General features: G+C 68.9%; 19 protein-coding genes. 11 read left to right on the top strand and 8 right to left on the bottom strand.

Annotated elements, in window-relative coordinates; genetic code table 11:
- Positions 1 to 3 precede the first annotated feature (3 nt).
- Positions 4 to 762: an SDR family oxidoreductase gene (locus tag HNQ67_RS09440; RefSeq protein ID WP_183254699.1), complete on the bottom strand. Its 759-nt coding sequence runs from the start codon at positions 760 to 762 to the stop codon at positions 4 to 6.
- Positions 755 to 1,102 carry a hypothetical protein gene (locus tag HNQ67_RS13830; RefSeq protein ID WP_343054877.1) on the bottom strand — a complete coding sequence of 116 codons (348 nt, stop codon included), beginning with the start codon at positions 1,100 to 1,102 and terminating at the stop codon, positions 755 to 757. Before HNQ67_RS13830 ends, HNQ67_RS09440 begins: the two co-directional genes overlap by 8 nt.
- On the opposite strand from HNQ67_RS13830, the gene HNQ67_RS09435 reads away from it, so the two are divergent.
- Genes HNQ67_RS09435 through uvrC form a run of 3 tightly spaced genes read left to right on the top strand, consistent with a single transcriptional unit; the run spans position 1,073 to position 3,752 of the window.
- Positions 1,073 to 1,387 (top strand): NUDIX domain-containing protein, encoded by a 315-nt coding sequence (locus HNQ67_RS09435; RefSeq protein ID WP_343054872.1) that lies wholly within the window; start codon positions 1,073 to 1,075, stop codon positions 1,385 to 1,387. The genes HNQ67_RS13830 and HNQ67_RS09435 overlap by 30 nt on opposite strands.
- Positions 1,388 to 1,396: 9 nt before the next feature.
- Entirely contained in the window at positions 1,397 to 1,843 is a 447-nt protein-coding gene (locus HNQ67_RS09430; RefSeq protein WP_183254697.1) for a DMT family transporter, read from the top strand.
- Between the two features lie 16 nt (positions 1,844 to 1,859).
- On the top strand, positions 1,860 to 3,752 hold the full coding sequence (gene uvrC / locus HNQ67_RS09425; protein WP_183254695.1) for an excinuclease ABC subunit UvrC: 1,893 nt from the start codon (positions 1,860 to 1,862) through the stop codon (positions 3,750 to 3,752).
- Positions 3,753 to 3,773: 21 nt separating this feature from the next.
- Here the strand turns inward: uvrC and HNQ67_RS09420 are convergent, their stop codons facing one another.
- Together HNQ67_RS09420 and HNQ67_RS09415 are read right to left on the bottom strand one after the other, a co-directional pair.
- Positions 3,774 to 4,082, bottom strand: a complete 309-nt coding sequence (locus tag HNQ67_RS09420; RefSeq protein ID WP_183254693.1) for a DUF190 domain-containing protein — start codon at positions 4,080 to 4,082, stop codon at positions 3,774 to 3,776.
- A 20-nt stretch (positions 4,083 to 4,102) separates the two neighbouring features.
- Positions 4,103 to 5,107 carry a sodium-dependent bicarbonate transport family permease gene (locus tag HNQ67_RS09415; protein WP_183254691.1) on the bottom strand — a complete coding sequence of 335 codons (1,005 nt, stop codon included), beginning with the start codon at positions 5,105 to 5,107 and terminating at the stop codon, positions 4,103 to 4,105.
- Between the two features lie 217 nt (positions 5,108 to 5,324).
- Between HNQ67_RS09415 and HNQ67_RS09410 the strand changes: the two genes are divergently transcribed.
- Together HNQ67_RS09410 and pgsA are read left to right on the top strand one after the other, a co-directional pair.
- Entirely contained in the window at positions 5,325 to 5,966 is a 642-nt protein-coding gene (locus HNQ67_RS09410) for a carbonic anhydrase (RefSeq protein WP_246347522.1), read from the top strand.
- A gap of 69 nt (positions 5,967 to 6,035) precedes the next feature.
- Positions 6,036 to 6,680 (top strand): CDP-diacylglycerol--glycerol-3-phosphate 3-phosphatidyltransferase, encoded by a 645-nt coding sequence (gene pgsA / locus HNQ67_RS09405; protein ID WP_183254689.1) that lies wholly within the window; start codon positions 6,036 to 6,038, stop codon positions 6,678 to 6,680.
- 115 nt (positions 6,681 to 6,795) lie between these two features.
- Here the strand turns inward: pgsA and HNQ67_RS09400 are convergent, their stop codons facing one another.
- Positions 6,796 to 8,880, bottom strand: a complete 2,085-nt coding sequence (locus HNQ67_RS09400; protein ID WP_183254687.1) for a S46 family peptidase — start codon at positions 8,878 to 8,880, stop codon at positions 6,796 to 6,798.
- A gap of 191 nt (positions 8,881 to 9,071) precedes the next feature.
- Entirely contained in the window at positions 9,072 to 11,132 is a 2,061-nt protein-coding gene (locus HNQ67_RS09395) for a S46 family peptidase (RefSeq protein WP_183254685.1), read from the bottom strand.
- Positions 11,133 to 11,292: 160 nt separating this feature from the next.
- Between HNQ67_RS09395 and HNQ67_RS09390 the strand changes: the two genes are divergently transcribed.
- The 3 genes from HNQ67_RS09390 to HNQ67_RS09380 are packed head-to-tail and all read left to right on the top strand — an operon-like array spanning position 11,293 to position 14,252.
- Positions 11,293 to 12,465: an ABC transporter permease gene (locus tag HNQ67_RS09390; protein WP_183254683.1), complete on the top strand. Its 1,173-nt coding sequence runs from the start codon at positions 11,293 to 11,295 to the stop codon at positions 12,463 to 12,465.
- Entirely contained in the window at positions 12,462 to 13,214 is a 753-nt protein-coding gene (locus HNQ67_RS09385) for an ABC transporter ATP-binding protein (RefSeq protein ID WP_183254681.1), read from the top strand. Before HNQ67_RS09390 ends, HNQ67_RS09385 begins: the two co-directional genes overlap by 4 nt.
- Before the next feature lie 21 nt (positions 13,215 to 13,235).
- Positions 13,236 to 14,252: an HlyD family secretion protein gene (locus HNQ67_RS09380; RefSeq protein WP_183254680.1), complete on the top strand. Its 1,017-nt coding sequence runs from the start codon at positions 13,236 to 13,238 to the stop codon at positions 14,250 to 14,252.
- Between the two features lie 36 nt (positions 14,253 to 14,288).
- On the opposite strand, the gene HNQ67_RS09375 is transcribed toward HNQ67_RS09380, so the two are convergent.
- Complete coding sequence (locus HNQ67_RS09375; protein ID WP_183254679.1) at positions 14,289 to 15,086, bottom strand: crotonase/enoyl-CoA hydratase family protein; 798 nt, start codon at positions 15,084 to 15,086, stop codon at positions 14,289 to 14,291.
- 70 nt (positions 15,087 to 15,156) lie between these two features.
- Between HNQ67_RS09375 and HNQ67_RS09370 the strand changes: the two genes are divergently transcribed.
- Together HNQ67_RS09370 and HNQ67_RS09365 are read left to right on the top strand one after the other, a co-directional pair.
- A complete protein-coding gene (locus HNQ67_RS09370; RefSeq protein ID WP_183254677.1) occupies positions 15,157 to 15,387 on the top strand; it encodes a DUF1289 domain-containing protein in 231 nt (76 codons plus the stop codon).
- Between the two features lie 118 nt (positions 15,388 to 15,505).
- The gene (locus tag HNQ67_RS09365; protein WP_183254675.1) at positions 15,506 to 16,012 is read left to right on the top strand and encodes a TIGR02281 family clan AA aspartic protease; all 507 of its coding nucleotides are present in this window, start codon (positions 15,506 to 15,508) and stop codon (positions 16,010 to 16,012) included.
- A 9-nt stretch (positions 16,013 to 16,021) separates the two neighbouring features.
- Here the strand turns inward: HNQ67_RS09365 and HNQ67_RS09360 are convergent, their stop codons facing one another.
- Positions 16,022 to 16,846: a sulfite exporter TauE/SafE family protein gene (locus tag HNQ67_RS09360; protein WP_183254673.1), complete on the bottom strand. Its 825-nt coding sequence runs from the start codon at positions 16,844 to 16,846 to the stop codon at positions 16,022 to 16,024.
- 115 nt (positions 16,847 to 16,961) lie between these two features.
- Here HNQ67_RS09360 and HNQ67_RS09355 point away from each other — a divergent pair, with 115 nt between their 5' ends.
- The gene (locus tag HNQ67_RS09355) at positions 16,962 to 18,053 is read left to right on the top strand and encodes an FUSC family protein (protein ID WP_183254671.1); all 1,092 of its coding nucleotides are present in this window, start codon (positions 16,962 to 16,964) and stop codon (positions 18,051 to 18,053) included.
- Positions 18,054 to 18,059: the final 6 nt, after the last annotated feature.

Raw genomic sequence — 18,059 nt, 5'->3', positions numbered from 1 at the left:
GGGCTACTCCACGATGTCCGGGGTCTTCCAGGCCAGGTGCTGGCCCCCGTCGACGGCGATCATCTGACCCGTCACCAGCGCCGCGTCCACCAGCCATCGCACGGCGGCCGCGACGGCCTCGGGATTACCGGCGCGTTGCAGCGGCACCGCCGCAGCCTCGGCGGCGAATTCCTCGCCGGTCTGGTGCACCGACGGCAGGGTCGGCCCCGGTCCCACGCCATTGACGCGGATGCGCGGCGCCAGCGCCTGGGCCATGGTGCGGGTGGCGTGCCACAGGGCCGCTTTCGACAATGCGTAGGAGAAGAAGCGCGGGTCCGGCTTCAGCACTCGCTGATCGAGGATGTTGACGATCGCCGCCCCTTCCGGCGCCTGACGTGCGAAAACCTGGGCCAGCAACACCGGCGCCCGCAGATTGGTGTCCAGATGCGCGTTCCAGCTATCGCCGGTGATGGTGTCCAGCCGGTCGTCCTCGAACACCGAGGCGTTGTTGACCAGCACCGACAGCGGTCCCAACGCCTCCGACGCGCGGCCCACCAGTTCGTGGGTCGCGACAACATCCGTCAGATCCGCGGACAGGGCGACAGCCCGGCGTCCGAGGCCTTCAATATCGCGGACCAGCTCGGCGGCCTCGTCATCCGAGGTGTGATGGTGGACAGCGATGTCGAAACCGGCGACGGCCAGTTCCAGACAGATGGCGCGCCCGATCCGTTTCGCCCCGCCGGTGACGAGGACGGCCCCGGTCCGGGCCGACGGCTCAGTCAACCCGGCCGAACTCGATGAAATTGATCGCGGCGAGGACGGCCACGAAGCCGAGGATGATGTAGAGGGCCAGCATGCGATGCTCCTGTGCTGCGCCGCCAATAAAGCGCGCGGCCCGGCTGTTCAAGCCGACGGCAGGCCCTATCGTTCTCTCCATGACGACGTGGCGCACGCGGATCGAGCCCCTCACCCGTCCGCTGTTCTTCGCCTGGTCGCGGATCAGCCGGGGCATGACGCTGGGCGTGCGCGGCGTGACGGTGGACGGCGAGGCCGCGTCCTGCTGGTCAAACACACCTATCTGCACGGCTGGTGGTTGCCGGGCGGCGGCGTCGAGCGCGGGCAAACCTGCGAGGCGGCCCTGGTCCGGGAGATGCGCGAGGAGGCTGGCGTCATAATCGAGGGCCGCCCGGTGCTGGTCAGCGTCCACTCCAACGAGCGCTTCTTTCGCGGCGATCACGTCCTCGTCTACCGCATCGACCGCTTCACCCTGACCGACCGCTCCAGCCGTGGCGAGATCGCCGAGATCGGCTGGTTCGACCCCCGCGCCCTGCCAGACGACACCCACCGCGCGACCCGGGACCGGCTGGTCGAGATTTTCGGCGATGCGGAGAGCGCCACAAGCTGGTAGCGAAACCCGATGAACCCTTCGCTCCTCGCCATCCTGGCCGTCGTTCTGGGCGGCGCCGCCACTGCGCTGCAGGCCCCGACGAACGCCAGGATGATGGGGGCGGTCGGATCACCGGTGAACGCGGCCTTCGTGTCGTTCGCGGTCGGGACGGCGGCCTTGGGCGTCCTCGCGGTCGTCCTGCAGGTCCGGCCGGATATCGCCGCCTCGCGGGCGCTGCCCTGGTATGCTTGGATAGGTGGACTTTATGGCGCGATCTTCGTGGTGGCGGCGGCTTGGGGCGTGCCCCGGCTGGGCGTGGCGACCACCATCATACTGATGGTCGCGGGCCAGTTACTGCTCAGCCTGGTGCTCGACCATTTCGGGGCGATGGGGATGCCGAAGCATCCGATCAGCCTCGGCCGCGTCGCCGGTATCGGCCTCGTAATCGCCGGTGTTCTTATGGTCCGGAAATTCTAGGCCTATATCGGTCCCGATGACCGAGGAGAGCCTGCCCGCCGATTCGCCGCCCTCGCTGGTCGCCGCCGACCTGATCCGCGACGAGGCCCGGCGTGCGCCCGACAAGCCGGGCGTCTATCGCATGTATGGCGAGGATGGCGCCTGCCTCTATGTCGGTAAGGCGCGGTCGCTGAAGAAGCGCATCCTCCAGTATGCGCAGGGGCGCTTCCACACCCAGCGCATCGGCCTGATGGTGTCGCTGACCCGCTCGATGGAGCTCGTGGTCACGGCCTCCGAGACCGAGGCCCTGCTGCTCGAATCCAACTTCATCAAGAAGCTCAAGCCCCGTTTCAATGTGGTGCTGCGCGACGACAAGTCGTTCGCCGAGCTGATGATCCGCCGCGACCACCGCGCGCCCCAGGTCCGCAAGCATCGTGGGGCCCACACCCTGAAGGGTGACTATTTCGGCCCCTTCGCTTCGACCTGGGCCGTAAACCGCACCCTGACCACCCTGCAGAAGGCCTTCCTGCTGCGCTCCTGTTCGGACAGCGTCTACGAGACCCGCACACGGCCGTGCATGCTGCACCAGATCAAGCGCTGTTCGGCCCCCTGCACGGGCCTGATCTCGCTGGACGACTACGGCGCCCTGGTCGACGAGGCCGAAGCCTTCCTGCGCGGCAAGTCGCGCGCCGTCATCGGCCGGTTGTCCAGGGAAATGCAGGCGGCCTCCGACGCCATGGATTTCGAGCAGGCCGCCCGCGTCCGCGACCGCATCCGCGCCTTGTCGGCCATCGCCATGGAGAACTCGGTCACCGCCGAGAGCGTGGCGGAGGCTGACGTTTTCGCCCTGCACTCCGACGGCGGTCAGGCCTGCGTGCAGGTCTTCTTCTACCGCGCCGGCCAGAACTGGGGCGGCCGCGCCTACTTCCCGCGCGTCGACCGCAGCGACACCGATCCGGAAATCCTCGCCGCCTTCCTCGGTCAGTTCTACGAGGACAAGCCGGTCCCTCGGCAGATACTGTCCAACGTCGTCCCGCACGAGAAGGATCTACTCGAGGAGGCCTTCTCGATGAAGGCGAAGGTGGCCGACGGCCGCCGCGTCGTCAGCGTCGAACGGCCGCAGAGAGGCGACCGAAAAGCCCTGGTCGACCACGCCCTGACCAACGCCCGCGAAGCGCTCGGCCGCAAGATGGCCGAGACCTCGGCCCAGTCGAAAATCCTCGACGAGGTCTGCGAGGCCTTCGGTCTGGACAGTCGTCCGGAGCGGATCGAGATCTACGACAACGCCCACATCTCGGGCAGCAACGCGGTCGGCGGCATGGTCGTGGCCGGGCCGGAGGGTTTCCGCAAGAACCAGTACCGCAAGTTCAACATCCGCGGCGAGGTTCTGACTCCCGGCGACGACTACGGCATGATGCGCGAAGTCATGCGCCGCCGCTTCACCCGGCTGGTCAAGGACGAGGACGAGGGCGAGGCGGTCGAGCGCCCTGATCTGCTGCTGATCGACGGCGGGGCCGGCCAATTGGCCGAAGTCCAGGCGGTGCTGGCCGATCTGGGCCTCGACGACATCCTCGCCGTCGGCGTCGCCAAGGGCCCCGACCGCGACGCCGGCAAGGAGCATTTCTTCATGCCCGGCAAGCCGCCCTTCATGCTGCCGCTCAAGTCGCCGGCGCTTTACTACATCCAGCGTCTGCGCGACGAGGCGCACCGCTTCGCCAACGGCGCCCACGCCAAGCGCCGCTCGATGGACATCAAGCGCAATCCGCTCGATGAGATCGAGGGCGTCGGTCCCGGCCGCAAGAAGGCCCTGTTGCACGCTTTCGGCTCGGCCAAGGGCGTCAGCCGCGCTGCGGTGGTCGATCTGGAAAAAGTCGAGGGCGTCAGCCACGCCCTCGCCGAGCGCATCCACGCCTTCTTCAGGAAGGCGTAAGGTTCAAAGGGGCGGGCGGAGCTAGAAATGCTCGTCGCGGACCACTTCGACATCCGACACCACAACGATCCCAGCATAGTGTTCCAGCAGGGGCTGGGACTGGTCGACAATGCGGTGCGCGATGTCCTCGGCGGCGATGACGATGATCATCACATTTCGGAACACGTCGGAGAGATGGGCGTCGTCGCGCACTCCGCGATTACCCTTGCCGGATACCTGGGGAACCACTGTGTAGCCGTGGGCGCCCGCCTTCTCGACCATCTCGATGATGGCGCGCGAGCGGGCCGCCTCGACGATGATCTCGAGCTTCTTCTTCTTGTAGAGCTGCATCGGGGAAGGGTCCTTTCGCGCTACATCGCGGCGAGGAGCCGCGCCGCCGCGTTATAGAGTGGAATGCCGACAATCAGATTGAACGGGAAGGTTACGGCCAGGGACAGGGTGACATAGACCGCCGGATTGGCCTTGGGCAGCGCCATCCTCATGGCCGCGGGCACCACGATGTAGGAGGCGCTCGCGGCGAGCACGGCGACGAGCGTCACGCCGCCCGGGGACAGGCCGATGGCATGGGCGGACAGCAGGCCGATCGTCCCGCCAATGACCGGCATGTAGAGGCCGAAGGCCATGACGCGCCATCCGACTGCCCGGAAGTCGGGCAGTCGACGCCCGACCAGAAGACCCATGTCGAGCAGGAAGACGGCGATGACGGCCTTGAAGGGGTCGACGATCGCCGGGGCCATGATCGCCAGGCCCTTTTCGCCGGTGGCCCAGCCAATGGCGAAACTTCCGACCAGCAGGACGACGCTGCCGCTGAGGAAGACCTCGCGGGCCACATCCCTGGAGAACAGCGGGGTGCGGAGCGCCGCCGCCTCGGCGCCGGCGGCGCTCCGGGCGCGTCGGGCGAGCAGCAGGCCGGTGACGATGGCTGGCGTCTCCATCAGCGCCATCATGGCCACGACGTAGCCTTCGAACGGAATGCCCCGGTTACCCAGAAAGCCGGTGGCGGCGACGAAGGTCACAACGCTGACGGAGCCGTAGTGCGCCGCGATGGCCGCTGCGTTGGTGACGTCAAGTCGCCCAAGGGACCGGAGCAGCCCGTAGGCAAGCACGGGGAGAGTGAAGCTGAGCGCTATAGCCAGAACCAGGGCGACTGCGATCGTCCCGGTCAGGCCGCTGGCCGCGAGTTCGGCTCCGCCCTTGAAGCCGATCGCCAGCATCAGATAGAGCGACAGCCCCTTGCTGACCGCTTCGGGCAGGGCGAGGTCGGACTTCAGCCAGCCGGCCGTCACGCCCAAGGCGAAAAACAGCACCATCGGCGATAGAAGATTGCCCGCAGCGAGCTGAAGAAATTCGTTCACAGGGGTTTCCCGGATGTGCTGAATCGCGGAAGCAGGGCTGGTTTCTTGGGCCTAGCCGGTTCTGGAGAGGGTTGCCAAGCCCGATCTCCGGTCAACGGCCCCGGGAGGCTGGTTGTCGATCACACCCGTCGTCTGGATCCGCCTTTCGGACCGGGGACGCGTGACTGTTGAGGCAGGCTCGGACCCGGCAATCGCCGGGCGGCCGCAAATTATCGGGATGAGACGAGTGCAGATGTCCGGGGACGCAGGAAACGCCTTGATCGCGGGCTACCGCCGCTTCCGCGAGGGCCACTGGGCGGAGGCGAAGGCCGAGTACGAAGCCCTCGCTGCCGAGGGGCAGAAGCCGCACACCCTGGTCGTCGCCTGCTCCGACAGCCGCGCCGACCCCGCCCTTATCTTCGACGCCGCGCCGGGCCAGTTGTTCGTCGTGCGTAACGTCGCCAACCTCGTCCCGCCCTATGAACCCGACGGCCATCTGCACGGCGTCTCGGCCGCGCTGGAGTTCGGTGTGATGGTGCTCGGCGTCTCCCGCATCGTGGTCATGGGTCATGCCCACTGCGGGGGCGTCTCGGCCATGCGCAGCGGAGCGCCTGACAGCGTTCAGGACTTCGTCGCCCCGTGGATCGCCCAAGGCACGCCGGTGGTGCGCCGCGTGGCTGAAGCGGTAGAACCGGATGAGGTGGAACAGGCGTCGGAAGAAGCCATCGTCCGCCTGTCGCTCGACAACCTGCGCACCTTTCCGTGGATCGCCGAACGGGAAGCCGCGGGCACGCTGGTGCTCAGCGGCCTGCATTTCGGCATCGCTGACGGCATCCTGCGCGCCCTGAACGGGCCGGGTCCGTTCGAGGCGCTGGACTGAACGGCTCACCTGACCGCTCGCTTCATGCAGCGAAGCGTGGCAGATCGGCGTTGAACACGGATGTCGTCGATGACCCCCACCCAACCCGCCAATCCCATCCCCAACATCCTGACGGGCCTGCGCCTGATCGCGGGGGTGGTGATGTTCCTGATCCTGGCCGGCGCCGCGCCGCAGGGGCTGCCTTTCCTGCCGGCTGATCTGCTCAGCCCGAGCGACCAGTTCCGGTTTGCGCGCACGGCTTTCGTGATCTTCATCGTGGCCGCGTCGACGGACTGGGTGGATGGTTTCCTGGCCCGCCGCTGGCACGCCACGACACGCTGGGGCGCCATCCTCGACCCTATCGCCGACAAGGTGCTGATCACCGGGGCCATCCTCGGCGTGCTCGCCTGGGGCTCGGTCCCGCAGGCCGCCATTCCCTGCGGCCTGATCCTGTTCCGTGAGTTCGCCGTGTCAGCCCTGCGCGAGACGGTGGCCGGCAAGGTCAAGCTGCCGGTCACGCTTCTGGCCAAGTGGAAGACGGTTCTCCAGATGGTGGCGCTGGCCGCTCTGCAACTGGCCCTGGCCCCTCTGTGGGAAGGTTTCGGCCTCCCGTTCGAGTGGCTGCCGGCGTTCCAGACCTTCGCCTACATCCTGCTGTGGATCGCCGCCCTCGTCACCCTCTGGACGGGCTGGCAGTACTTCGCCAAGGCCCGCCAGAAGATGAGCCAGATCTAGGTCGTAGGTCTTAGGGCTTGGGTTCCGGTAGTCCTCCCTAAGCCCTAAGCCCTAAGCCCTAAGCCCTAAGCCCCAAGCCCCAAGCCCCAAGCCCCAAGCCCCAAGCCCCAAGCCCTCACTCGACCCCCATTTCCTCGACCAGCCGCTCCATCCCATAGACGTCGCGCAGCGCCGCCGTCACCGCCGCGGTGGTCACGATCACCGAGCGGTTGACGTTGCGGTCGTAGCCATAGGCGTTGCGCTGCGTCAGGACGGTGGAATCGAAATTGGCCCCCACGATCTCGCCCGCCGCGGTGACCACGGGCGAGCCCGACGAGCCGCCGATGGTATCGGACGACACGGCCATGTTCATCACCGTGTCCGGATCGATCCGGTCCTTCGCCGCCAGAAGCTTCGGCGCGACATCAAACGGCGGCGCGCCCGTGGCCCGGTCCCACAGTCCGCCGAAGGTGGTGAAGGCGCCCCAGCGCTGGCCCGGTACGTCCGAGCCCTCGATCTTGCCATAGGTCAGCCGCAGCGTGCCGGTTGCGTCCGGATAGACGCTTTCGCCATAGGCCGCGAACCGCGCCGCGGCCAGACGTTCGGAGGCCCGGCTGGTCGGAGCCTCGACCCGGGCCTCCCAGTCGGCGCGGACCGCGCGCGTTTCGTCCTGGATCGACAACAGATATTTGATCATCGGATCGTCGGACGCCTCGATCGCCGCCAGGCCGCCCTCCCACAGAGCCCGGCGCACCGCCGGATCGGCCAGGCTCGTGCCCTCGACGAGCCGCTCCGACAGACCCTCCGGCGACTCCCGGCCAAGCAGGGCCCGCACGCGGGGATCGTCGACGGTCAGCCATTCGCGGGTCTTCGACAGCCACCACTCCAGCCGCAGCTGCTCCAGCGACGGATAGACCGGCCGCTCGGCGAACAGGCTGGACTGAACCGCCGCCAGCCGGCTGTCCGCATATTCCGGCAGGCGCTCGGCCGACGGCTTCTCCCGCTCCTGGGCGCCACGCACCAGCGTCCGCGCCCAGCTGAACAGCTGCGAGCCGCCGCCGGCGCCTGTGGTGCCGACCCCGGTGCCGCCTTCCAGCAGGGCCATCGCGGGATAGAGCTCGCGCATCACCGGCTGGATCGCCGCCAGGTCACCCCACGGATCGCCAACCTGCGCGGCCAGGGCGGCGTTGGCCGCCACGCGCCGGCGGAAGTCCGCCTCCGCCTCGGCCCGCCCGGCCATGAAGGCGGGGTCGGTCAGCGCCGCCATCCGGCCGCGCCCGCGCTTGTAGGTGTTCTCCACGCTCGAGAGCGGGTCCATGGCGATGAAGGCGTTCTCCTCGCTCTCTTCCGAGAAGCGGATCATCCGCCCGCGCAGCTCCGAGGCGATCAGCTGGTCCAGCGGCAGGACGACGTCCCGCACCGTCATCAACTGGTCCTGGGTCAGCAGACGCTGGGTCGAGCCCGGGCTGCCGGACACGAACACCGGCGTGCCCTCGACCGGCTTGTCGGACTTCCACGTAAAGTGGGTCGGCGTCGCCACCGGCTGGCCGTTCTCGTACAGCCGGATGAAGGCCGCATCGATGGCGAAGCGGGGGAAGCTGAAATTGTCCAGATCGCCGCCGAAGGTCGCGGCCCGGTCTTCCGGCGCCCAGGCCAGACGCACGTCGGTGTAGCGGCGGAATTTGTAAAGCTTGAACTGACCGCCCCGGTAGAGGCTGACCACCTGACAGCGGAAGCTGGCGTCGCCGGCGCAGGCCTCCTGCTCGATCCGGCCGGCCTCGGCGTCGCGCGCGCGGGTGAAGGCCTGGCCGTCCAGCCCCTCGCCGGCGGCGTGCATTCGCGCCGTCACATCGGAAATCTCCGTCAGGATCTCGGCCGAGCCGCCGGGGCATTTCAGCTCGTCCTCGCGGGCCCGGGGCGCGAAGCCGGTCTCGGCGTAGTTCACCGCCTGGGTCGACAGATTGGCGACGCAACTGGAGACGCAGTGGTTGTTGGTCATTACGAGACCTTCGCCCGAGACGATCCCCGCCGAGCAGCCGCCGAACTTGACCGATGACAGCCGCACCCGGTCCAGCCAGGCCTGGTCGATGCTGGTGCCCAGGGTCTGGTTGGCCCGCGCGATGGGGAAGTTGTCGAAAGTCCACATGCCCTCTTCGGCCTTTGCAGCCGTCCCGGCGGCGAGGGTCATCAGGGCGGCGGCGAAGGCGGGGGTGAGGCGCATGGTTCTTGTCTCCTGCCCATCCCTCGACGGGGAGGGGGACCACGACGTGGTGGAGGGGCCGACGCTTTGCGCAGACCCCTCCGGTTGGTTGCTGTGTTCACGCTAGCTCACGAACCGGCGGCGGGGAACCAGCCCCTCCGCTACTTCGCGGTCTTCCTCCCCTTCGGCTTGGCCGTCGGGGAGACGACGGGTTACCGAACGCCCAGCTCCGCGAGGATGCGCGGGTTCGGATAGACGTTGCGCAGCGCCTCGGTGATGGCCGCCGTCGATACCGAGACCGTCCGGTTCAGGTCCCCGTCGTAACCGAACGATCCGCCCAGCGAGTGGATGTTGCCGTCAAAAGCCGCGCCGATGACCTCGCCGTCGGCGTTGATCACCGGTGAACCGGAGTTGCCGCCGATGATGTCGTTCGTCGAGACGAAGTCGTAGACGACCGCCTTGTTCACCCGCGCCTCGTTGTCGGCAAAGGCCTGGGCCAGGTTGAAGGGCTCCGAACCGGTCGCCCGCTCGTACAGGCCGCCGATGTAGGTGAACGGCGGCACGGTCACGCCGCGATAGGTCCAGCCCTTCACCTCGCCGTACGACAGCCGCAGGCTGAAGGTGGCGTCGGGATACTGGTTGGTGCCGTAGACGGCGAAGCGGGCCTGGGCGACCTTCTCGGCGGCGCGGGCGGTCGGGGCGTTGACCTCGGCGGCCCAGCGGCCGGCGATCGCCTGCGCCGCCTCGTCATTGGCGGCCACGAAGGCCAGCAGGGGGTCGGCGGCCTTCATTTGCTCCAGCGTCATGCCGGCCGCCTGGCGGCGGAAGTCGGCGTCGGCCATCCGCGTGCCGTCGATCAGGCGCCCGGCCAGGGCTTCCGGGCTCTCGCGGCCCAGCATCGCCTTCACCTGGGGATTGTCGACGGTCAGGTATTCCCGGGTCTTCGACAGCCAGTAGCGCAGCCGGAGCTCTTCCATGTCGGTCGAGATCGGCGTCTCCTCGCCGACCGTGGCGGCCAGACGCGCGCGCCGGGCCTCGTCCGCCCCGGCCGAGCGCACGATGGCGCGGGCCATGGCGTAGAGCTGGGAACCGCCGCCCGCCGCCTGTTCGAGCTGGCGGTAGGGCAGGTAGAGGTCGCGGGCCACGCCCTGTACGGCCTCAAGTTCGGTCCATGGGTCGCCGATTTGCTGCTTCAGGTTCGGGTCGGCGGCGACGCGCGTGCGCAACTCGGCTTCGGCCTCACGCTTGGCCTGCATGAAGGCCGGGTCGGTCAGGGCGCCCTGCTGGCCGTAGTAGACCTTGAAGCTGTTCTCGAGGCCGAAGATCGGATCGAAAGAGGTCCGCTTGGCCTCATCGCCGGTCAGCGAATACTCCAGCAGCCGGCCGCGCAGCTCCGACGTCTGGATCAGCATGATCGGCAGTTGCTGGTCGCGCAGCCGCTCCAGCTGGCTCATGGTCAGCAGGCGCGAGGTCGAGCCCGGATTGCCGGACACGAAGGTCACGTCGCCCTCGCTGGGCGCCTCGGGGTTCCACTTCAGGAAGTTCGGCGACTCGACCGGCTTGCCGTCCTCGTAGGCGCGCAGGAAGCCGGCATCGAGGGCGTAGCGCGGGAAGTTGAAATTGTCGGGGTCGCCGCCGAAGAAGGCCGCCTGGTTCTCCGGGGCGAAGACCAGTCGGACGTCGTCGTACTTGCGGAATTTGTGCAGGCTGTACTGGCCGCCCCGATACAGGCTGATCACCTGGCAGTTGAACTTCGCATCGCCCGCGCAGGCCTCGGTCTGGATCTGGTTGACCGCCGCCTGGCGCGCGGTGTTGAAGGCGGCGCCTTCCAGCCCTTCACCGGCCGCGATCACGCGGTCGGTTACGTCGGTGATCTCTGTCAGCACCTCGGCGGTCTGGCCCGGGCACTGCACTTCTTCCTCACGGGTTCCCGCCGTGAACCCGTTCTTCACATAGTCCCGCTGGGCGTCGGAAAGCTCCTGGACGCAGCCGACCACGCAATGCCAGTTCGTCAGGATCAGTCCTTCGTCGGAAACGAATGAGGCGGAACAGCCCTGGATGCGCACCGAGGCGTTGCGCACCCGGTCCAGCCAAGCCTGGTCGATCCGTGTGCCGTATTTCTGGTTCACAGTCTGGATCGGGAAATTGTCGAAGGTCCACATCCCCTCGTCGGCCTGGGCGGCGGACGGCGCGGCCATGATGGCCACGGCTCCACCGACGGCGGCGATTGAGGCGGTCGCGGCCATGGCGGCGCGGAGTGAACGAAGGATCATGGGTGATGACTCCAGGGCGGCCGGGGCTTCGGCCAGTCAGTCGAAAACCCATGCATACCGCCGATGAACGAACCCCGTCCACATGGCCTTAACCCGATTTAACTTGGCCCTCACCCTCGGGGCCGTCAGATAACAGGGAACTGGGGGGCTGTTCACTTCGATGTCGCTTGCACTTTCAACCCTGCTCTATGAGTGGCGCCGCTACATGGCGGCGGTGATGGCGCTGGCGCTGTCGGGCCTGCTGGTGCTGGCCATGACCGGGGTCTTCATCGGCATCGGCAAGGGCTTCACCGCCACCATCGAGCGGTCCAGCGCCGACATCATCATCATGCAGCCGGGCGCGACCAGCCTGATCGGCGGGCCCTCGGGCGTGCCGCGCCGCTTCATCCCCCTGGCCTACCGCAACCCGCAGGTGGTTGAGGTCCAGCCGCTGGACGGCGCCGGCGGCTCGTTCCAGAGCGTCAAGAACGTCGACCCGACCATGTCCCAGGCCGACCGCGCCCGCCAGCGCGCCCCGAAACAGCAGTTCGTCCAGGCCAGCATCATCGACACGACGCCCGGCGCCGTGACCATCCCCACCGACTATTCGCAGGAACTCGTCGACGCCCTGCGCCAGCCCTATACCGTCGCCATCGACGAGACGGCCGTGACCAAGCTGGGCGTCAAGCTCGGGGACAAGGCGCTGTACAACGGCCAGACCGTGACCGTCGTCGGCATCACCCGCGGCTATCCCAACATGATGCAGGCCAACATCGTCATGTCGCGCGACACCCTGCGGATGCTCGGCCAGGCCGACACCGGCCCCCGCGTCGGCCCGCTGATGGTCAAGCTGCGCGACCCGGCCCAGGCCGAGCGGGTCGCCGCCCAGCTGAACGTCCTCGGCGACGGTCAGTGGAAGGCCTGGACCCGCCAGGAACTGGCCGACGCCAACGCCGGGGCGATGTTCGAGGAAGGCATCCTCGTCATCATCATCGGCGGCTGCGTGGTGCTGGGCACCATCATCGGCGTGGCCATCACCTGGCAGACCCTGCGCGGCGCCATCATGGCCAACATCAAGGAGTTCGCCTCGCTGCGCGCCCTCGGCGTCGGCATGGGCTCGCTGAACCGCATCGTCATGGAGCTCAGCTTCTGGGTCGGCCTGGTCGGCGTCGCCGCCGCCATCGGCCTCACCTGGCTGGTCCAGATGCTGGCCATGGCCAACGCCGTGATCATCGCCCTGCCGCCGGTCCTGCTGCTCATCGTCGGCGGCGGTCTGGTCGTCATCGCCATGCTGTCGGGCCTGTTGTCCCTCGGCATCCTCAAGAACAGCCAACCGGCGGACCTGCTGCGATGAGCCCGACGAAGACTCACGGCAAGCATGGCGACTTCGCCATCGAGGCCAAGGGCCTGGTGAAGCGCTTCAAGTCCGGCAAGGCCTTCATCGAGGTGCTGAAGGGCGTGGACTTCGACGCCCGGCACGGCGATCTGACCATGGTCATGGGGCCGTCCGGTTCGGGCAAGTCGACCCTGATCGCCGCCCTGTCCGGCCTGCTCCGGCCGGAGGAAGGCCGGGTCGACACCCTCGACATCGACAATCTGTGGAAGCTGTCATCCGGGCGGATCGACCGCTTCCGCCTCGACAACTGCGGCTTCATCTTCCAGGGCTTCAACCTGTTCCCGGCCCTGACCGCCCTGCAACAGGTCGAGGTGGTGCTGAAATTCCAGGGCATGCCCAAGGGCGACGCCAAACGGCAGGCGACCGAGACGCTCAAGGAGGTCGGCCTCGGGGCCCGCCTCAACCAGCGGCCCTCGGCGCTGTCCGGCGGCGAGAAGCAACGCGTCGCCATCGCCCGCTGCCTGGCCAAGAACCCGCAGATCCTGTTCGCCGATGAACCGACCTCGGCCCTCGACGGCGAGAACGGCCAGGTCGTCATCCGGCTTCTGCGCCGCGCCGCCACCGAACACGGCGCCGCGGTCATCTGCGTGACGCACGACCCCCGACTCGAGGAATGGGCCGACCGCGTCATCAAGATCGAGGACGGCGTGATCATCGACGACCAGCGCCGCACGCCCAACCCCGACGCCACCCTCGCTTCGCACTGACCGATCCCAAGGACTGACTCCATGCCCCGATTGCTGAAAAACAAATGGCTCTGGATCGGCCTGGTCGTGATCATTCTCGCGATCGTGGGCTTCAACGTGATGCAGGCGGGCGCTGCAAAGAAGAAGGCCGAGGACGAGCAGGCCGCGGCCCGCAAGGTCGAGAGCCCGTACGCGGCCATCGCCAACGGCAAGGTGGATGTCGAGGGCGGCATTATCCAGATCGCGGCCCGCCGCGGCGGCGTGGTCCGCGAGGTCCTGGTGCAGGAAGGCGACCGCGTCGTCGCCGGCCAGATCCTCGCCCGCCAGGAAGACGAAGAGCCCCGTCTGGCCCTGCAAAGCGCCGCCGCCGATGTGGCCCAGGCCGAGAGCCAGCTGCGCTCGCTGCAGGTCGACATCCGCACCGCCCAGCGCGAGCATGACCGCCTTGCCGCCCTCGTCGATTCCAACTTCGTCGCCGCCGCCCGCATGGACGCGGCCCGCGACGCCATCGCCACCGCCCAGGCCCGTCTCGCCTCACAGCAGGCCGCGGTTCAAACCGCCCGCGCCCGCCGCGACCAGGCCGCCTACAATGTCGAACTGACGGTGATCCGCGCGCCCCAGTCGGGCCGCATCGTGCGCCGCTACGCCAACCCCGGCGCCGGCGCCTCGACCCTGAACGTGTCCAATATGTTCGACCTCGAGCCCGACGCCCCGCGCATCGCCCGGGCCGAGATCGTCGAGAGCGACATCCCCAACATCACGCCCGGTCAGGCCGTCGAGATTACGCCCGAGGGCGATCCCTCCAAGGTCTATGTCGGGTCGGTCCTGCGCCGCGCCGCCGTCTTCGGCGCCCGCAAGCTGGCCTCGGACGACCCGTCGCAGCGCTCGGATGAGCGGGTGGTTGAGGTGGTCGTCACCGCCGGCGACGCCCCGCTGCTGATCGGCCAGCGGGTGCTGGTGAAATTCATGAAGCCCGGCGAGACCGCCGGCGCGCCCCGCACCGTCGCCGCCGGCGTCCCCGCCGACCGTTCGATGCAGACCTCGGCACGGGCGGGGTAGGGAACGACGACCGGCACCGCCGATCACGCCCCGACCTCAGGTCCCGTCGAACACCGCCGGCCGCTTCTCCAGCACGGCGGCCACGCCCTCGTCGTGATCCCCGGTCAGGTGAGCCAGCGCCTGCATGGCGGCGGTCATCTCCAGCATCTGGTCGAAATTCACGTCCCGCCCCTGGCGCAACAGGGTCTTGGCCATGCGCAGCGCCTGGGGGCCGTGCGCCGCGACCTTGCCGGCGACCGTCAGCGCCTCCTCCATCAGCGCATCCGGCGGGACGACGCGATTGACCAGACCCCACCGTTCCGCCGTCGCCGAATCGATCGCATCTCCCGTGAACAGCATCTCCGCCGCCCGCGCATAGCCGACGTTTCGCGGCAGCAGCCAGGCCCCGCCGTCGCCGGGCAACAGGCCCAGCTTCAGGAACGGCACGCCGAACGTCGCCTCGCTCGAGGCCAGCCGGATGTCCGCCAGTCCGGCGATGTCGCAGCCCAGCCCCATGGCCGGGCCGTTCACCGCCGCCACCAGCGGAACCTCCAGCCCGTACAGCGACCGGACAATGCGGTGCACCACCCGGCGATAGCGGTCGCGGATTTCGGCCCCCGACCCGGCGAACAGCTCGCGCCGGTCGCGCATCGCCTTCAGGTCGCCGCCCGCGGAAAAGGCCCGGCCCTCGCCCGTGATCACCACGCAGCGCACCGCGGCGTCGGCGTTGACGGCCGCGCAGGCCGCCGCGAAGGCCTCGCCGTCTTCGAGGTCGGGCAGGGCGTTCAGCCGCTCGGGCCGGGACAGCGTCCATATTTCGATCGCGCCGCGTCGTTCCGTCTGGATCAGGGTCATGCGCCAGCAGTGCCCCATCCGGCCGCCGCCGACAATTCCCCGCGCGCCTTCGAGCGGCTACTGGTCCCTCATGTCCGCTCCGCCGTCGCTCCCCGGCCCGCCCCGCTCGATCGCCACGCCCTGCGTCAAGGTCTGCATCGTCGATGGCGCCTCGGGCCTCTGCCTCGGGTGCTGGCGCACCCTGTCCGAGATCGGCGGCTGGAGCAGCCTGTCAGACGCCGAGCGGGCCCGGATCATGGCGGAGCTCCCGGCGAGGGAGGCGACAGGCGGCAGGCAGCAGGCAACGGAGGATTCGAAATAGCCGACTGGCTGCAGCCTCCGGACGCTCTCTCCTGCTGCCTGCTGCCTGCTGCGCGTTTAACCCTCCGCCAACCATCCCTCTTCACCGCATACCAACGGCGCCGTGCGACAACACGGCCATGCGGTTCGACCTCTCCTCCGCGGCCGTCATGGCCCTCGCCGTCGCCTCGGCCCTGACCACCGCCTGGTGGATGGATCAGGCGGGGCTGCGCAGTCAGGCCCAGGCCGCCGTGCCGGTCGCCGCCGCGCCCGCCACCGGCGGTCCCGCCCAGGTGCTCAAGGCCGCCGACGGCCACTACTGGGCCGACGCCCTGATCGAGGGCCGCGCGGTCCGCGTGATGGTCGACACCGGCGCCAGCGTCGTGGCCCTGACCCGCGACGACGCCGCCCGCCTCGGTCTCAGGCTTGAGGCAGAGGACTTTTCCGGCACGGTGATCACCGCCTCCGGACCCGTGCGCGCCGCCCCGGTCCAGCTTCTCGACGTCGCCGTCGCCGGCGCCCGCGTCGAAAGTGTCGAGGCCCTGGTCGTCGAGGCCGGTTTGCCGCACTCCCTGCTCGGGATGAGCTACCTCGGCCGCCTGTCCTCGTTCAGCGCCACCCCGGTCGAAATCACGCTGCGCCCCTAGGGCCAGGCCTCACACCGCCTTGGCGACCACCAGCGCTGCGGCGACCAGCAGGTACAGCGCGAACGCCTTGCGCAGCACGCGCCGGTCCAGAGAATGCGCCAGCTTCGCTCCCCACGGCGCCACCGCCGTGGTCAGCACCGCCATCACCACCGCGCCCGGGACGTTGACGTAGCCGAGCGACAGCGGCGGACGCCCGCCGGCGTCCCAGCCGAACACGACGAAGCCAAGCGTCGCCGCCGTCCCGATGGCCACCCCGAAGCCCGAGGCGGTCGCCACCGCCTGGTGGATCGGCCGCCCGCACAGCGACATCAGCATGCCGCCGAAGCTGCCGCCGCCGATGCCCATCATCGCCGACAGCCCGCCGATCACGGTCCCCAGACCCCGTCGCCCCCAGCCCGTCGGCAGGTCCTTGCGCAGCGCATGACCCTCCGGCATCAGCCCCATCTGAGCCGCCACCGCCGCCAGGCAGACGGCATAGACGAGGGCCAGCCCCGCCATCGAGGTGACGCCCGCGACGGCGGCCCCGACCAGCGCCCCGACCGCGACCCAAGGCGTCCAGGTCTTCAGCACCCCCTCGTCGACCGCTCCGTGGGTCCGGTGCGCCCTCAGCGACCGCCACGAGGTGGCGACGATCGTTAGCAGCGAGGTCCCGATCGCGGTGTGCAGATTGCCTTCGCCGCCGATCCCCAGCACCTCGAAGGCGTAGAACACCGCCGGCACGATCACCGTGCCGCCCCCGACCCCGAACAGGCCGGCGATCACGCCGCCCGCCAGCCCCGCCGCCACCAGGGCGGCGAGGAGCATCAGGACCTCGTTGAGGGGCAGGGCGGTCATCAGCAAGCACTAGCGGAGCCGGAGGGGCGAAGGGAGGGGCGCCGCGGATCGGGGGCAACCTTCCGCTCCGAACGCCGTTCTTCCCGCTCCTGACTTATCGCCGGAAAGGCCTCACATGACCGCGACTTACACCCTGTCGGCTCTCGCGGCTGGCGCGCTGGTTCTGACCGCCGCTGGCGCCGCCGAAGCCCAAACCCCTTATACCAGCTACCAGACCGGCCCCGGGGCCGTTCCCTCGTCGTGCCGCAATGTCGAGCAACTCGCCAACGGCTACGTCTCGGCCGAATGCCAGACCAACGGCGGCTACCGCTGGAGCTCCATCCGCAGCGTCGACTGCCGCAGCGCTCTGACCAATCGGGACGGCGTGCTCAGCTGCAACGGCGCCTCCGCCACCGTCGGACCGCTCTATCCCGACGATCCCTACGGCGCGGGCCAGGACTATGGCCAAACAAGGCGGGATCAGCCGGGCGATGTATTCGGCGCCCTGCTCGGGGCCCTGTTTGGCGTCCAGACCGCAGATCAGGATCGCGTTCTGGACGAGGACTGGGGCCGGGGTCGTCGCCCGCTCTATCAGCGCCGCGCCGACCTCGACGCCCGCATCAACGCCGGGGTCCGCGACGGCTCGATCAGCCGGTACGAGGCCGATCGACTGCGGGACGACTACGACGCCCTCGTCCAGCTCGAGACCCGCTACGCCGCCGATGGTCGCATGACTACCAGCGAGCGCCGGGACCTGCGCGACCGCTACCGCGTCCTGTCGCAGCGCGTGGGGGACGAGCGCCGCGACGACGACGACATGAGCTACGGCTGGCGGCCGCTGGCGGACCAGCGGGTCGCCTTCTTCAGCCGGATCGACGCCGGCGTTCGCGAACGCTCGCTGTCGAGGAGCGAAGGCGCCCGCCTGCGCGCCGACTTCGACGCCCTGGTCAGGCTGGAGGCCGACTACCGCCGCGACGGCCTCAGCACTCGTGAACAGCAGGACCTGACAGTCCGGCTTGCCGACCTCAATCGCCGCGTCGGCGATGTCGGTTGGGACGATGGCGGATACGGCTACGATCCCCGCGCGGCCGAGATCGAGGCCCGCATCGTCGCTGGCGAGCGCAGTGGTCGGATCAGCCGGTCTGAGGCCATGCGTCTGCGCGACGAACTGCGCGACCTGACCCGGCGATGGGCCGATCTGGAAGCTCGGGTCGACATCAGGCGCTAGCACGGA

It is taken from the genome of Brevundimonas basaltis (assembly GCF_014202075.1).
Lineage (GTDB): Bacteria > Pseudomonadota > Alphaproteobacteria > Caulobacterales > Caulobacteraceae > Brevundimonas > Brevundimonas basaltis.
Note: the sequence above shows the minus strand (reverse complement) of the source record. Positions and strands in the feature narration are given on the sequence as shown.